We start from the raw sequence: 15,072 nt of genomic DNA on the forward strand, positions 1-15,072 counted from the left end.
CTGCCCTTTTTCCTTCCCTCAGTCGTTGAAATGCACTTGAAGTGCCTGAAGCCTTCGTTTCATCTCGTCTTGTGAAAGCTGTGCAGGCACGATTTCGGCCCTCGCCCGGTTTCGTATTATCTCATCGTTGGTGAGAGGCTTCGAAGTCGGCTTCACCTTGACTGCCGATTTTGTCGTTACCCCATCCTTTTTGGCCTCCGACTGTCTCTTTTGTTCCGGTTTTGTCGATCCTTTGAAAATCTCCGACAGCAGAAAATAAACAAGACGTGGGTTCCAGAAGTCGCCGCTAGGCGTCTTTTTGCCAGCCTTATTCAGCAGCAACGAAACCCGCGCGGGTTTCCGCACCCCACCTTTTGCAAACGTCAGAATTGTAGGTTTTAGTTCCGCTGCGAGCTCCCGAAGGCGCTCCTTTGTGCCGCCCAGGAATGCTAAATCCTCGTTCCTGAGCTCAGGTCCCTTGTTCTCGTAACCGGAATTCTTCGTCGGCGGATCTCTGTCACGATGGTATGTACCACGGTTCATTGACCGCATTTTTGACTTCAAGCCCATCCCCTGCCCCGTAGACGTCAATTATTCGTTCGGATCGGTACCCGTATACCCGACTTGCATTCCTTTAGCGACTTCAGCGACTGCCCTTGCCGCTTCGTCGGCCGACCAGCCAGCTTCGACTGCATCATTGATCAAATCTCGGATTCCAGGAATATCCGTTCGCGATAGCGCGGCTGCTGCTTCGGCTTCCGATCCGCCCGACAGGGTCGCCTGTTCTATCAGGTCGGAAATCCCTTGAGAAACGGCTTCCTGACAATCTATATCGCGATCTGGATAATCCCCTTCTTTCCGTGGTCCAAGCATTTCGGTTTCCTCCCAAGATTACCGCTATGTCGGCCGTCATTATTTCATTGAAGGGAGATAATTCAAGCTCAATAGCTAATGCAGTCGACCCTTTCCTTTCTCGTCCGTGATTTCCTTCCATAGCCCCGATCTCATCTGCTCCAGAATATGGTCGGCTACTTGTATAGGAATAGCCCTGACCAGCCTGAGCTTTTCGAGGTCGATAGGTGAACCAAGGCGGTAGTAACGGGATCTGGTGCGCATCCAGCCTTCATCGACGTTGAAACCCATTACTGGACTGGTCGTAACGTAAGGCTCATCGATAGACGGATGACCCTCAACCTGTCCTCGTGCTCGCAAAAACTGGCCTGCCTGTATGATCCACCACAAATTCAGAAAAGGTGCGTTAGCCAGAACTTCATCAGACGGCCTCGTCACAGCCTCCACCAGTAGTTTTTCGATGTCCATTGTCGTTCCCCCTCACATCATCATCGAATACGAATTTTCGCGCTTCATGGCTTCCCCCAAAATGAACCGATACATGCGGTCGAACTGGCGCAGGGAGCCTCCCTTGGCCGTGAAGAATGACTTCAAGGCTCCGTATTCGTCACCGTCGATCTGAGGAAGGAATTCCGGCACTGTTTCCATATGGGCGGCAATTCGCTTCCTCATTGATGCCAGAATAGTGTCGAGGTGCTCGACTGATGCCTTATGAACGACAAAGATCTGGAAGCGGTCGATCAATGCCTCTGGTAGGCCATCCAGACTATTCGCCGTCGCAATCCAGGTGACATGAGAGAGATCGACATTAGCCATCAGACAGCCGTCGAAACACATTTCTGGATTACTGAGCATACTCAGCAAGGCACCCGCTGCCGAGCCATTTTGGCCACCGACGCGAACCCCCTTGTCGATTTCATCGATGATAAGGCAGGCATCCGCGCTTTGGCTAGCATGGATAGCAAGAAATGGTGCAGACGGCCGCGACGCCGCCCAACCGCGATTTACGGGCGCAATGCCTGCGCTATCTGCACTTCCCCCAACGGAAATCAGAGTTGGCTTGTGGCCAAAAATTTCGCCGACACGACGAGCCAGCGACGTTTTTCCGGTACCTGGTTCGCCAACAAACAGCATCGGCTTCAGCTTCGGAACAGACACACCAAGCGATCTCTGCAGTTCGAGGGCAACCTCAATGGTCTCTGCGATTTTTGATGCCCATGGCCACTCTCTCTCAATTGCAGCTTGGAATTCACCCTTTTGAGGCATCACTCCCTTCAACGGAAGCGGAATTGCGATTGAGTTAGCAAAACGCTTATGAATATTTTTACCTTCACCTGAGTCAGCATCACCGATTTCTTTCACAACGGTAATTTCGCGGGCCTTTTTAGGCGCGCTTTTACATGATTTTCTAACAGGACGAAGCTCAGGCTTGGATGGGTTCTCATCGAAATCCATCGCGGCCAAAATTGCCTCCACGGACTCGTCGTGCCTATCATGAACCACGCAATGTGTTGGGCGCAGTCGGATTCCTTTTGCCAAATCCCGTTCCTTTTTCTTCCAACGCCTGATGGTGTTGATGTAGTCCGGCACCATCTTCAGGCTGTCTTTGACATCTGATTTTTTCCAGACCTGCAAGAAGGCGTTGATTTCGCTCAAATAGAACGAGAGCGCCTCAGCATTTCCGAAGCAGGCAGCGACCCACAGCAGGAAACGAGCGTATGACGTCAATGCCACAGCCTCGCAATCGCTGTCACAAATCAGGGATTCAGCGAGGTAGAGTTTAGCCTTATTGAAAGCGGCAGTGCCGTCTGACACTTCCATACTGAGCATGTTTGCGATTTCCATCGCACGGGACGGCTCTTCTGGACATGAAAGCCAAATAGAGGGATCGAGAACCTCATTCTGACCTAGCTTATCGCCTGCCTTCTTATTCATTGGGGACTCCTTTTACCTCATCTGCCATCCGCCAATTGTGATTGGGAGGAGAGAGGATTGGGCTCCTCGTATCAGTTTCAAAACGACTTGACAATAAGCAATTATGAATTATAAGGATAGCAACGTAATCGCAGTGGGGGCGCATTCTCTTTCATCTCCGATTGCAAAAAGGAGATGACGGATGAGTACATTTTTGACTGCCGACACGCATTTTGGTCACCCATTGATGTTGACCGCGCTAAACAGGCCTTACCCTCACGTGGACGAGATGGATGAGGCCATGATTTCCGCTTGGAATGCCGTAGTTCATCCAAAGGACACCGTTTGGCACCTCGGCGACTTCTCAATGAAGCACGAACAGCGTCGGGTCTCCGAAATCTGGCACGCGCTCAACGGCCGCAAGCACCTGATCATTGGCAATCATGATGTCGATAAGAAGGGAGATCTGCTCCCTGCCCTGTCGCGACTGGATTGGGTCTCGGTTTCCCATTTTGCGGAAATCAAGCATGACGGCCAGAGGATCATGCTGAGCCACTACGCCCCTTACGTCTGGAATCAAGCTCATCGGGGTGCATATGCAGCTTTTGGCCATAGTCATGGTCAGGTTCTGGGCATGCCTGGAACTATCGACGTCGGTGTCGACAATCAGAGTCTGCGCCCGATCTCGGTCGAAGAATTCATCAGGCAGGCCGAAGAAAGCATCATCAATGCCGAGGAAATCGTGAATACCATTTCCGACCGCCTGATTGGGCTTACAGACGTCTGGAAAGAACAGGCGAAGGCCATCAAACAAAACCGCCGTCGCATCAATGAAGAGGAGTCCTCAAGTCCATTCCGCCCTTAACCCCTGGTGGTATGCAAGCCGACAGTTCAGCCTAGTCGGGACCAATACCAGAAAAGGAGAAACGGTATAATGAGATTATGGGTGATTTCCGACCTTCATTTGTTGAAAACAGAGCCTTCCGAATTTGGATCAAAACTTCGAATTCCAGAGGCTGACATTTGCGTGCTCGCAGGTGATATCTGTGATGACCTCGAAGCTGGTCTGCAATGGGTGGCAACGATTATTGCCACACACATGCCTGTCATCTTTGTGCCAGGAAATCACGACTTCATCGGTCGAAGTCTCACCGGTACCGTGCCTGAAGCGCAGAGTATTGCAGCGCATTGTAGCGGTAATGCACACGGACGGCATCCAATCCATGTACTGGATAACGAGACCCTAGTCATTGACGGCGTACGTTTCATTGGAAGCACGTTATGGACGGATTTCGCTATCCTCGCGCCTGACAATGCCGATGCCGATACTGTTGAGAAATACAGAAACCAAGCGTTGGCCAATATGAAAGGCGCGATGCCGGAATATCAGGCCGTCTATGTCAACGAAGCCGTTGGTGGCGTTATTCCCAAACTGATGTCGCCCAAGGATGCTTACTGGCTTCATCTCGATAGCCGTAGGTATCTGAAAGAGGAATTATCAAAGCCGTTTTATAAAACGACAGTTGTAGTAACTCACCATGCACCGCATCCCAATTCGATATCGACCTTTCACGGTCGCAATAATCTGACGCCGGGGTTTGTATCTGACCTGACTGACATCATCGAAGGTTTCAAACCAGAGCTCTGGATCCACGGGCACGTTCACGAGACATACGATTATCAGGTCGGCAAAACACGCATTTATTGCCATCCGAAAGGCACTGGCAATCCGAATTTCAGCTGGCAGGGCGGTCTGATTGATATCCCGTCTGCAAGCCCAGTACCAACTTTTAGGAGCAGCAGATGAAACTATGGGTATGGTCTGACCTGCACCTTGAGTTCAGTTCTTCCGATTTTAGAACTCTCGACGATATTGTACCGCCTGCTGACGCAGACATCATCGTCTGTGCGGGCGACCTTGCTTGGGCAAGCCACTATCCTCGTCTTACAAGGCATATAGTGGAGAAGTTTGACATACCTTTGCTGATTGTTCCTGGAAACCACGAATACTATTCTCAGGATTCATTCGAGAGTGCGCTTCATCTGATGCTTGACGTCGCTCAACGCTCGATTGACGAAGACTGGGCGCACCCTGTTTATGTGCTCCAGCGCAAGACCCTTGTATTGGGCGACGTTCGTTTTGTCGGTGCCACGGGATGGGTCGATTTTGCATACGGTCTAGAAGGCCTTGATGATACCGAATTCGAGAAGGAGATCGCTCATCGTTTCCATGAGGCTCCGCATATTCTGAATGATTTCAAGATGATTTGGAGAAGGTTAGCTCCTTTTGTGTTCAGTCCGGGGAGAATGCTTCAGCTTCACCAAGAAGACCGAAATCACATTCTGTCAAAGATTGAGGAGCCGTTCGATGGCAACACCATCGTGTTGACGCACCACATGCCCTATCCGGATTGCACTCCAGAAATGTATAAGAATAACAAATACAACTACCTGTTTGCGTCATCAGAGAAGCCATTCGGTGAACTGTTACATAGCGATATGGCACCCGATCTTTGGATTTGTGGCCATACGCATGAAGCCTTCGACATCGAGGTAGGCCGGACGCGGATCGTCTGCAATCCGCACGGATACGACCACGAAGCTTACACAAATGGCTTCACATGGGACAAGGTCATCGACACTGACGATCTCCGCCCCCAACCCAGCAGGAGCTTGTGATGCGCCTTTGGATTTTCAGCGATTTGCATGAAGAGTTAGGAACGGTCAGAGATTTTCCAGACCGGAAGCCTGATGCTGATCTGGCCGTCATGGCTGGTGATTGGACGCATGCTGATAAACTGGAAGAGACGGCGAAGGCATTCATTGAGCGATTTCAGATGACAGTAGTCTATGTCGCTGGCAATCACGAATTCTATGACAGCTTGGGGCGTCGCTCAGCGTTTGAAACCGATCAGCTAATCCTGAAGCTTGCTGAAGCCAAATCGAAAGTATGGGATCACCGCCTGTATGTCTTGGATGAAGATACGGTCGTGATCGACGGCGTGCGCTTTATCGGGGTGACGCTGTGGGTAGACTTCCTGATGTCGCTGAAAGACGAAAACCTGTTGCCAACGCGGATGAGACAGGCCACCCATATGCTCAATGACTTTGAATCCATTCGTATGCGCAGCGGACTCCGTTTCGAGCCATCTGACATGCTCGATTTGCATCGTTCGAATGCGGAATACATCAGGCGCGAGTTGGCAAAACCTTTCGATGGCAAAACGGTGGTTGTTAGTCATCATTTGCCGCATCCTGACTGTACCCCAGCAGTCTATAGAGGCTCAGAGGCCAATTACCTGTTCGCATCCTCGGCGGAAGCATTTGGCGACATCTTTGAAAGTGAACATGCCCCAGCTTTATGGATATGCGGTCACACCCACCATGCAATCGACATCCAGATTGGGCGCACGCATGTGGTCTGCAATCCGCTCGGCTACTGGTGGGAACAGCGGTCAGGCAACGGGTTCAAAGACAATCTTGTGGTCGATCTGCAGGAAGAACAATAGCTGTGAAATTTGATGCACTGAACGCTTTCAGGGAGATCCAGTGGCTCGCGAATGGTGAGACTGTGCAATCCGTTGTGCTGTCATGGGCAACCATGAATTTGGTCTCGATGAATCTTGCATCATTCACCGAAAATCTTCCTGCACTTCCAAAAGAGAAAGCGGATACGCCGTTATCGCTGGATGAAGCTCGCCAATATCTGGATTATAGCCTCCAGCCATATGAGGCCGGATTTCATCCATTCGTCGCTTGGACAGAAAACTGGATCATCTCAGTGACTGGTGAACGCCCCACTTTTGTTCGGTACCCACGTAACCCTTCGCCCTTCCTACCGCAGGCGTAATCTCAGTGAGGAGATAAGCAAATGTCTGGAAAATTGCACAAGATTGCGGGCGAACTCGGTGTCGTGGCTGAAAACCTTGATGGCAGCTTCATTTTGATGGACGTCCGCTCGCTGGAGGATCGACCGCCGCAGGATCAGCTAAGGGTAATCGTTGATTTCGATGCCCCCGAGCGCGAACAGGCCATCGAAAAGGCAAAACAGATTGGCGACCAGTTTGACGTGCCGATCCGGACTTCTTTGTATGACGATGTAGATCCCGAATTCTTGGAAACAATGAACCTGATGGGCGTTGCATATCACATTGGCGAGCGATGGCAATTTGCCAAGCTAATACGCAAACACCCTCGCCTCTCGCGGCCTAAGCTCCACGGCTGGGAGATCGATGTTGGCTGGGTGGGCATTGTTGACCAGTATTTTGACATCGTTGACCGCGTCGTTCCCGAAAATGTTGGTTTCAAGGTCGTGCAGATCAAAGAGAAATTCGGAGCTCTCCGTCTTTATTGCCAACCTGTTCTTCCGCTAATGAAGACAAAACAGACGGACGATGACGTCATAGTCAGTCATCAACCTCGGAAGCTGGAGCCTTGGGAACTGGAACTCCAGGTCGCAAAAACCCTTGCGGAACAGCGGTCGTATTTCGTCTGCGAGCGATGCGGACAACCAGGGCGTCTCAGAGTTCGTGATGGATATTATTTCACCGCTTGCGACGAGCATGCCACAAAAGGCGGCCATATAGCCGAAATCGTGGATAGCCAATCCTCCGTCATCCGCATTGACGGCCGACGCCTGAAATACGATCCAAACAAAGATGAAATGGTCGAAGTGCCAAGCATTTTTGAGAAAGTCGAAGGCCTGACGGATCTGGAGGTTCGAGCAATTCATAGCAATCTGCGAGAGCAACATGAACTCGATGATTTTACCGTGCTTTATGCCGTTAAGCGCCTCGATTGGGGCAACACGGGAGCCGGATATTTCGCTATTATTCGCCTGAACGAAACCAAGGAAATCAGACTAATCGAAACCGAGACGTGGGGACAACTCTCGCTTCCAGCTGAGGATGCAATGTCGGATGCCGTCAAGGAATACCGCGACATCGCAGAGAAGACCGAGGCCATGCTTAAGCGATATCGGGAACTGAAGAGTTTCAAATGACCGATGTGAATGAAATTTTCCCGCCCATCGATTACACAGACATCTGCGATGTAGTGCAACGAATTCGAATGATTTGCTGGACGGCGTCCATGAATTCGATGGGGAAGTCTCCTGCCGTCCAAGGTTGGTTATCTCACGATGAATTGGATTCCTTTTTGCCATTCATCGAAGCCCTGAATGCCCAATTGCGCGAATTCGAAGATGGTAAAGCCAAAGAAGTCGCTCGCCGACTGATTACCGAAACCGAGAGGGTTTATGCAGCCCTCCAGATTGGTGGGATTCGCACTCCACCTGTCGACGAAGTCCTGAAGCGGTACGTCAGTGGCGACATTGGTGAAAACACCGCTAAAATTGTGCTTGATCTCGATTCATGGCAAATCAGGGATGCCCTGCAGACACATGGGCTGTCAACCATGCAGGAATCCAATTCCGAAGCCGAGGAGACTGTCGACTTCTGTTTTCTGAAGAAGCCGAATTGATTGATATTATCGGAAGCTGGCGGCCGAGATGTTCAGGTCGTCATCAGGAGGCCTGTTATGACATCGAATTCTGATGATGAGCGACAGATTGCAGAACTCGATGAGTTGGAAGCGGCAACGAGGTTGGTGAAGACTACGAAGGCAGAGAAACGGGCGGCGAAGGTTGCCAAATATGGTGCCGATTATTCACCTGATCAGCTTAAGACAATTACCGATAAGGAAACCGAGTGAGACAACGAAAACCCCACTTATTGAGCGGGGTTCGGTATCGAGTTTAAATGTCATGTCTTTATTAGGTATATGAAGGCAAATGCATAGATAGAGTGCTAAATCCAGAAATAAACGCCCAGCTCAGCAACCAGACAATCGCATACCAAAGCAAAATAGTGACGGCTATGGTGATGCGGCGACGCATCTTGGAGTAGGTGCGGCCGCTGTCTTTTATTGCTTCACTCCATCCATTTTTATTCGGCACAAAATAGACGAGGACAGCAAGGAGGATGAAGTAGTAGACGAATCCACCTTTCTCGCTACCCAATATGGTAAGCATAGGCCCTCTTACAGATATACCATCGCTGCCGAAATAGGTATAATAGACGAGTTCGGCGATTATCAGCGGAAGATGGAATATGGCAACAGCAAAAAGGAAGCCAATACCTGCTGCTATACTATTTATCTGTGACTTTGATAACGGTTTTCCTTGAGGCATCATAATAGGCGTCCCTCCTTAGAAACTGTCGTCAACATGTGAACCGACTTCGGCTTTCGCTTCAATTGGTGCAGTTGGCGATTTGTCTTTCGGATTGGTCGTAGTCGTTGTTATAGATGCTACCGAGGTCTGGCTTGACGGCACCGATTTCTCAACAGGTGCGATCTCAGGCTCTACTTCGTCGACAATCGGCCCAGCAGCTCGTTCTGCCTCCACGTATTCTTCGTGCGACATTTCATCTGATTCAATGTCTTCAACGCTAGCATTTGCCGTCTCAGTCACTTCGCTGACAGAAGTCTTGCCTATCTCCTTCTCGATCCCCGCATCAACAGGCTTCAACGCCAATTGACTACCGGACTCATCCTTTGTCGCCGCCTGAGCGATCAACGCGATCATTGTGGCGTCCAAAGCACCGGTTTCAGGAAGTCCTTTGTCTTTCTGGAATGCGACAACAGCAGCAGAAGTCGCCTTGCCTACAAAACCGTCAGGCTTTCCAACTTGATTGTATCCGAGAGCTACCAAGTGCTCCTGCGCAGTCAGGATAGATGGATCGGCGACAGGTTTAACAGCTTGGTTTGCGACAACGGCCGCACCTGCGACGGCTCCCGCTTTACCTGTATTCGACTTCGCAACCGACGTTGCCTTGCCATTATTGCGTGATGCCGGAGCCTTCTGTTTCGCTTTTGACTCTGCAGACTTCTGCTTGGATTTATTTTGAATGACATGACCAGCACCACAACCGACAAGACCGCCCCCGATTTGAGCGAACTTGCGTGCGTTACCGCCAACAAACGATCCTGCTATGGCTCCCATGGCTCCACCAATGGCGCAACCACCACCTCCAGCAAATGCACTTGGCACCGACGATACACTGACCGCCGATGCCATTAATATTAGTGTTGCTATCTTCAATAATTTCATGTGCCTATCTCCTTTAACAAATGGCATAATATGCAATTTAGCATAATTATAGTTGTTACCACTTGTCGGCGCAAGGCACCAATATATCAGCTAGCCGCCGATGGCCTATCAGCCTGGTGAGCTACCTGAGACTGTGAATGGGCGGCAATAGCCTTGGTTTCTTCGACGTCTTGCATTGTCACGCGGACGGAATGACCCTCAGATTGTCTCTCTTCAACAGCCCTCTCGATGCCCGTCATTTCAGCATCGGGTTCCGACTTGCGGATCGCTGCCATCTGGTCTGCCACCTCGGCATTGAATTGTAGTTCCATGGTGTCCGAGTAGCTCTTATCGCCAGCCTTAGCTTTGGAAACGGTTGCCTGTGCCTGATCATGGGCTTCAGCATATTTATCAGCGGCCTTCGTCTTGTCCTCACTGGTTTCCGCTTTGGCGTAGTCGGCCGCCGCTTCACGAACTGCCGACATCTGGCCGTCGAATTCCTTACGATCATTCATGTAATCGTTGAATTCCTGGTTGATTGCCATCTTCCTATCCTCAGCCTCCAGGATCGCATCAATGTCACCAGATTCCGTGGCTTGCTCGTATTCCTGATCCGCGCTGACTGATGCCTGCTTAAAATCAGACGTAATCCTGTCATCGATGGCCGATGCCTCAGATTCAGCCTGGCGATTTAAATCGTCAACATCGCTGGCAGCACTCGTATCCTCAATTTCAGATGCAGGTCTGGAGGCATCTACCTCAGCAGTCTTGATGTCATGATCTGGCTGTTCGGTTTCAACTTCGACGGCTGCCTCTGCTTCAGTCTCGATTTCCGTTTCTTCGGTATCGACGTCAGGCTTTTCCAGCTCGACTTCGGGTTCCTCTACGTCGACATCAGGTTCCTGAATTTCGATATCGTCTTCAATTTCAGCGACATCGGCTTCCAGCTCGATCTCGGGTTCGTCAACGTCGATCTCAGGCTGTTCATCATCGATTTCTGGTTCTTCAAGGTCAGCTTCAATTTCAGGCTCTTCGACGTCCATTTCCATGGCATCGATTTCGTCTTCGGTCTGAATATCTTCGGCCTGAATTTCATCATCAATGGCGACGTCGGATTCCAATTTAGCAACATCCACGCCGACATTTTCCATCTCGGCATCGACTTCCACCGCGACAGGCTCCTCAACCATGCGACCATGCACATCGTAAGTCAGATCATGCGCTTCCTCAGTCTCGACGTTAGAGTCCAACTCTTCCTGAAAGCGGTCATCCGTGTCCTTCAGGTTGTCAGGATCGACCTCATCATGATCCTCCTCTTCAGCATCGGATTCAAGCTTGCGGATGTGTTCTTCAAGAGCCTGCTCAGCGCGGAATTCGGCTTCCAGGTAGTCATCGTCATCAATCGGGTGCTCGTCGTCTTGTAATTGTCTGGTGCGCTCCTCCCAAGCTTGTTCGGCACGAGCCTCGGCCAGATATGGATCGTCCTCATCACGGTCGGCATCGGCTGTCATGACAGCTTCGTATGCCTGATCGTGTTGGTCGGCTTCATCTTTGCTGATTGCGTATTCGATGTCCGAGAAAGCCTTGTCAGCTTCCGCATCAGCAGCTTCGAGATCATGATCGGCAACTTCGACAACGCGCGGCTGTTCGAGAGCGACCTCGTATTCTTTCATCGATTCCAGATCACGCTGCATGGCATCGGCCTGTGCTTCGAGCTGTTTGATGTCCTCAAGCTGCTCTTTGCAACGATCTGAATCAGACCTGCCGTCTATATGCTCGTATTTGGCTAAAACATCATGAGCCGTATCGCGTTCGTAGCAGAGTTCCTCGTAAGCAATGCGCTTCTCATAATATGAAGCCTGATCTTCACGGTCGAATTTGCGTGCTTCATCGGCTTTCGATTTCAGTTCATTTAAACGTTCATTATGCAGATTCTGGATATGGCTCTGACGTGCCTGCATCTGACGGATTATGATGAAAGCCGAAACCTTGTCGGCCCTATCGATGGTCTTACCGACATCCTTGTTGAAAACCTTGGTGGCACCAGGCTTGATCACAGATGCGAAATTGGCATTCCTATAGTCAACGATGCGATTATCGACCTCTGCAAAAGCCGTTTTCATATTTGCCTGGAGCTGTTTCCGCTGTTCGCTTGAGAGTGGCCTGTTCTCTTTTTGACGAATGGATTCAATAAGCTGCCTGTTGGATTCCAAATCCTTGAATGGGGTCGGATTAAGATTATGATCCAGACGTCGCTGGCGCAGTTCGTCTTCAGCTTTTGCAAGACTTGCCTGCGCCTCCTGAGCCATCTGGCGTTCCATATTGGAAATACGGATGCCTTCAGTTCTCAAATCGTTGGTGCGCTGTATCTGCTCACGCTTGGCGTCAAGTGCCGCATTTTGCGCTGCCGTTTCTTTCATCTCAGCTTCAAGATTTGCCTGTACCTGCTCAAGCTCTTCCAGCGACAGATCGTCTTCAATGATACTGTCATCAGACAACTGCTGATCACTTTCCACGACAGCGGAGTGAGCGGTTTCGGCACGACGAATATCAGCCGCAAGGGCTTCCTGTGTGGCTAATTCGACTTCGGCTTCTGCAACAGTTTGGGATGGTCTAAGTTTTAATGCCATTAAATATCTCCTTTTTAATATCTGCGGCTTATTGCAATTATGAATTCTTGATGTTGTCGGCGCAATAGACAAGTATATACTGCGCCGACGAAGGTTCGGTTTATGAAGAATGCATCGTCATATCGAGTTCTTCCATCATAACTCGACCGCCACGCAACCAGATCGCGAAGGCATGGTTCTGTCCCAGATTGCCAATCTCATCAGCGGTCATATAAGGCTTCTCGGTGAATTCCTTATCAGCCTTCTCGATGTAGTCCATTCGCGAAACATTACGATTATGAGTCTCATTCAGAGCCCCTGCCTCGTTGTCCTCATGTTGAGCAGCGTCAACCTGATCGCGATATCCGAGATCAAAGTCATTGAAAGGTGTCGCAATACTGTTATTCGAAACAATTCCGCCTTTGAGATTTAGCGAACCAAACAATCCGCGCTTGAAACGATTAAACATTAACTTTGGCTTCGAAATGCCTAGTTCGTTTATAAGCGCCGGGAACGTCGACCACGCATTTGGTACCCACATGCGGTCATAAATACCCATACCGCTCTGTTCTTGTGCGTACTTCTTGCTAGCCTCGTTGTTGGTCTTGAAGAAAAGCTTATTGACGAAGTTCGATAGCAGAGTATTTGTTGCCGTTTCACCAATTGCATGAGTCAGGGCATCAATAGTCTGAACAGCTGCGAAAACAGTTGTACCAGTTGAGCGCGCAATAGATAAGAAGAAAGTATCAGCAGTTATACCACCTTCACTTGTTGCATAAGCATGGAATTCATCAATCACACATAATAGCGAGCTTTCCTGCGTCTGATCACGTGTTTTGATCAATGCATCGATATGTGGTGTAGTAGCTTTTTCTATGGAAGTCGGGTCTTTCCCTTCAGATAAATACTGATCACGAAGCTTTTGCTCTTCCAATTTGGCTTTCTGCAATTCAAGGCCGTGACGACGGATATCCTTGGTATACCTCGCACTATCGATCTTAACAGCGGTTATCTTCTCCTCAACAATGTATTCAAACACATTCAGCTTAAGGGTATCCCAGTCACCTGTGATTTCACTTGCTGGATACATCGAATTCATAAGTGTATTGGCTTGATCCCGAGTCTCTGGTTTCCGCAGTAAATTCTTGACCTGCGTCAGTTTCTTGTACGTTTCCTGAAGTTCGCCAAACATTCCATTTACGTAGTCATCGATGCGAAGAAGTTCCTCGCGAGCGCGGGAAGAAGCTGAGTCACGCTGCTGAGCCATTGTGTAAACAATGGTTTTGATGAGATTGGCAATCAGGAGGCCACCTTCTTGCTCATCAGCTGGCGAAATCGCGACGCCGACCATACCGCCGTTGAAGATACAATCGATTGACTGAAATGTTTCCCCTTTAATTTCACCGGATGCGAAACGTCTTGCCAGATTACCCGTACCAGCAATGATACCAATGACGTCCTGAATATTCGATGTATAAGACGTCTTTGTTTCAGGTGCGAGCGAACCAAGTTTCTCAAGCCCGCGAGCGGACTCAATCACATCAGATGGGAAGACGGTTGGGTCTTGCTGTGCAACTTCCAGAATGCGGCGGACAACGGTATCACGCAGCAGGTCTTCTGTTGCTAAAGCCAGAATTCCAAGTAGTGAGTAGTATGTGTACTCACGTGCACCCCAGATTTCCTTAAGAAATTGAGGATGGGCAGCGGCATATCTAAGGATTTCAGCAGCTTGCTGAACGTTGGATCCCGCACCGTTGATCCACTTGCCACCGACGTCTTTTCCACCAGCTCTCTTGAAAGCTTGTCCAACGAAGACCTGACCAATTTGCGGCGGCGTCAGATGCTTCAAAAGATCAAGTCCTACCCCGCCATCCTGCGTCGAATAAGTGATGTATGTGCCGCGTAGCTCTTTCGGCATTGCTGCTCGAATTGAGGTCGCCAAAATGCCTTTGCCGTCAAAAACGATAATGCCTGCCTTCTGACCAGTCTTCTGAGCTGACTTAAGGAATTCAATGGATATCGGTGTTATGCCTAGTGTTGTCTTTCGGGAGCCTGTGAAGCCCATCACCAGCATATGCTGTCGGAGCCCTTCAAAATCTGGCCCAACGATGACGCCAGCACGTGGAGCAAATGGTTTTCCACGTTCCTCCAGGCGTCCAGTTGATTTGCCGATGCCGACAAAAGGCTGGTTTTTAAGGCGACCTACCAGCTGGTAAGCCATGCGAGTGTAGTTCTCGATCTGATTGAGATAATCGACGGTATTATTTTTATAGAGATAACGACCCTGTCTTGTCGGCTGCGAGTATTTTTCCGTCAAGTCGCGTTTAAGGCGCGGCAGCATTTCATTTATCGCATTCGTGAACGCGATCTTCTGAGCCAAATTTGATGCCAGAAAAGCAACACCGATGCCTCCAACGGCTGTGATGAGGCCTGAAATAGCTGCATGACCGCCTTCCATTGCCAGTTTAACCAGGAATGCAGTGAAATTCATCGCTTCCCCGTAGGCCCTGACAATAGGATCCAAGTACATACCAAATTGGATTTCTGTATATGACGGCCAGTTGAAATTTTTGGAGATCACTGCGACCGACATGGGGCTCTGTGGTCATTTCTACATTAATACACGCT

16 protein-coding genes are annotated in these 15,072 nt (G+C 49.9%); 8 read left to right on the plus strand and 8 right to left on the minus strand.

Translation table 11 applies throughout. The annotated features are described in order from the left end of the window. Positions 1-18: 18 nt before the first annotated feature. The 4 genes from ABDF71_RS24880 to ABDF71_RS24895 all read right to left on the minus strand — a co-directional run bounded on the left by ABDF71_RS24880 (position 19) and on the right by ABDF71_RS24895 (position 2,766). The gene (locus ABDF71_RS24880) at positions 19-543 is read right to left on the minus strand and encodes a hypothetical protein (protein ID WP_500061861.1); all 525 of its coding nucleotides are present in this window, start codon (positions 541-543) and stop codon (positions 19-21) included. A gap of 27 nt (positions 544-570) precedes the next feature. Further along, entirely contained in the window at positions 571-852 is a 282-nt protein-coding gene (locus tag ABDF71_RS24885) for a hypothetical protein (RefSeq protein ID WP_500061862.1), read from the minus strand. Between the two features lie 75 nt (positions 853-927). Next, the gene (locus ABDF71_RS24890; RefSeq protein WP_500061863.1) at positions 928-1,299 is read right to left on the minus strand and encodes a DUF6634 family protein; all 372 of its coding nucleotides are present in this window, start codon (positions 1,297-1,299) and stop codon (positions 928-930) included. 12 nt (positions 1,300-1,311) lie between these two features. Continuing rightward, a complete protein-coding gene (locus tag ABDF71_RS24895; protein ID WP_500061864.1) occupies positions 1,312-2,766 on the minus strand; it encodes an AAA family ATPase in 1,455 nt (484 codons plus the stop codon). Between the two features lie 181 nt (positions 2,767-2,947). Here ABDF71_RS24895 and ABDF71_RS24900 point away from each other — a divergent pair, with 181 nt between their 5' ends. From ABDF71_RS24900 to ABDF71_RS24935, 8 genes are all read left to right on the plus strand, one after another. Beyond that, positions 2,948-3,610 (plus strand): metallophosphoesterase family protein, encoded by a 663-nt coding sequence (locus tag ABDF71_RS24900; RefSeq protein ID WP_500061865.1) that lies wholly within the window; start codon positions 2,948-2,950, stop codon positions 3,608-3,610. Between the two features lie 69 nt (positions 3,611-3,679). Beyond that, on the plus strand, positions 3,680-4,552 hold the full coding sequence (locus ABDF71_RS24905; protein WP_139975141.1) for a metallophosphoesterase: 873 nt from the start codon (positions 3,680-3,682) through the stop codon (positions 4,550-4,552). Next, entirely contained in the window at positions 4,549-5,424 is an 876-nt protein-coding gene (locus ABDF71_RS24910) for a metallophosphoesterase (RefSeq protein WP_500061866.1), read from the plus strand. Before ABDF71_RS24905 ends, ABDF71_RS24910 begins: the two co-directional genes overlap by 4 nt. Continuing rightward, positions 5,424-6,254: a metallophosphoesterase gene (locus tag ABDF71_RS24915; protein ID WP_500061867.1), complete on the plus strand. Its 831-nt coding sequence runs from the start codon at positions 5,424-5,426 to the stop codon at positions 6,252-6,254. The genes ABDF71_RS24910 and ABDF71_RS24915 overlap by 1 nt, the downstream gene beginning before the upstream one ends. 2 nt (positions 6,255-6,256) lie before the next feature. After that, positions 6,257-6,595 carry a hypothetical protein gene (locus ABDF71_RS24920; protein ID WP_500061868.1) on the plus strand — a complete coding sequence of 113 codons (339 nt, stop codon included), beginning with the start codon at positions 6,257-6,259 and terminating at the stop codon, positions 6,593-6,595. 21 nt (positions 6,596-6,616) lie between these two features. Then, a complete protein-coding gene (locus ABDF71_RS24925; protein WP_500061869.1) occupies positions 6,617-7,747 on the plus strand; it encodes a hypothetical protein in 1,131 nt (376 codons plus the stop codon). Next, positions 7,744-8,226, plus strand: coding sequence for a hypothetical protein (locus ABDF71_RS24930; protein WP_500061870.1), 483 nt, complete (start codon positions 7,744-7,746; stop codon positions 8,224-8,226). The genes ABDF71_RS24925 and ABDF71_RS24930 overlap by 4 nt, the downstream gene beginning before the upstream one ends. Positions 8,227-8,283: 57 nt before the next feature. Beyond that, on the plus strand, positions 8,284-8,457 hold the full coding sequence (locus ABDF71_RS24935; RefSeq protein ID WP_500061871.1) for a hypothetical protein: 174 nt from the start codon (positions 8,284-8,286) through the stop codon (positions 8,455-8,457). A gap of 61 nt (positions 8,458-8,518) precedes the next feature. On the opposite strand, the gene ABDF71_RS24940 is transcribed toward ABDF71_RS24935, so the two are convergent. The 4 genes from ABDF71_RS24940 to ABDF71_RS24955 all read right to left on the minus strand — a co-directional run bounded on the left by ABDF71_RS24940 (position 8,519) and on the right by ABDF71_RS24955 (position 15,037). Next, positions 8,519-8,938, minus strand: coding sequence for a hypothetical protein (locus tag ABDF71_RS24940; RefSeq protein ID WP_500061872.1), 420 nt, complete (start codon positions 8,936-8,938; stop codon positions 8,519-8,521). Between the two features lie 15 nt (positions 8,939-8,953). After that, positions 8,954-9,856, minus strand: coding sequence for a peptidoglycan-binding domain-containing protein (locus ABDF71_RS24945; protein WP_500061873.1), 903 nt, complete (start codon positions 9,854-9,856; stop codon positions 8,954-8,956). Between the two features lie 86 nt (positions 9,857-9,942). After that, positions 9,943-12,537 carry a coiled-coil domain-containing protein gene (locus tag ABDF71_RS24950; RefSeq protein ID WP_500061874.1) on the minus strand — a complete coding sequence of 865 codons (2,595 nt, stop codon included), beginning with the start codon at positions 12,535-12,537 and terminating at the stop codon, positions 9,943-9,945. A 28-nt stretch (positions 12,538-12,565) separates the two neighbouring features. After that, positions 12,566-15,037 (minus strand): type IV secretion system DNA-binding domain-containing protein, encoded by a 2,472-nt coding sequence (locus ABDF71_RS24955; RefSeq protein WP_500061875.1) that lies wholly within the window; start codon positions 15,035-15,037, stop codon positions 12,566-12,568. Between the last annotated feature and the right edge of the window lie 35 nt (positions 15,038-15,072).

The organism is Ochrobactrum sp. WV_118_8, from assembly GCF_039631535.1.
In the GTDB taxonomy this organism is placed as follows: Bacteria; Pseudomonadota; Alphaproteobacteria; order Rhizobiales; family Rhizobiaceae; genus Brucella; species Brucella anthropi.

Coding starts and splice junctions, on each gene's coding strand:
- ABDF71_RS24955 (WP_500061875.1), bottom strand. CDS start 15,037: ATGTCGGTCGCAGTGATCTCCAAAAATTTCAACTGGCCGTCATATACA.
- ABDF71_RS24905 (WP_139975141.1), top strand. CDS start 3,680: ATGAGATTATGGGTGATTTCCGACCTTCATTTGTTGAAAACAGAGCCT.
- ABDF71_RS24900 (WP_500061865.1), top strand. CDS start 2,948: ATGAGTACATTTTTGACTGCCGACACGCATTTTGGTCACCCATTGATG.
- ABDF71_RS24925 (WP_500061869.1), top strand. CDS start 6,617: ATGTCTGGAAAATTGCACAAGATTGCGGGCGAACTCGGTGTCGTGGCT.
- ABDF71_RS24890 (WP_500061863.1), bottom strand. CDS start 1,299: ATGGACATCGAAAAACTACTGGTGGAGGCTGTGACGAGGCCGTCTGAT.
- ABDF71_RS24910 (WP_500061866.1), top strand. CDS start 4,549: ATGAAACTATGGGTATGGTCTGACCTGCACCTTGAGTTCAGTTCTTCC.
- ABDF71_RS24940 (WP_500061872.1), bottom strand. CDS start 8,938: ATGATGCCTCAAGGAAAACCGTTATCAAAGTCACAGATAAATAGTATA.
- ABDF71_RS24935 (WP_500061871.1), top strand. CDS start 8,284: ATGACATCGAATTCTGATGATGAGCGACAGATTGCAGAACTCGATGAG.
- ABDF71_RS24930 (WP_500061870.1), top strand. CDS start 7,744: ATGACCGATGTGAATGAAATTTTCCCGCCCATCGATTACACAGACATC.
- ABDF71_RS24945 (WP_500061873.1), bottom strand. CDS start 9,856: ATGAAATTATTGAAGATAGCAACACTAATATTAATGGCATCGGCGGTC.
- ABDF71_RS24895 (WP_500061864.1), bottom strand. CDS start 2,766: ATGAATAAGAAGGCAGGCGATAAGCTAGGTCAGAATGAGGTTCTCGAT.
- ABDF71_RS24915 (WP_500061867.1), top strand. CDS start 5,424: ATGCGCCTTTGGATTTTCAGCGATTTGCATGAAGAGTTAGGAACGGTC.
- ABDF71_RS24885 (WP_500061862.1), bottom strand. CDS start 852: ATGCTTGGACCACGGAAAGAAGGGGATTATCCAGATCGCGATATAGAT.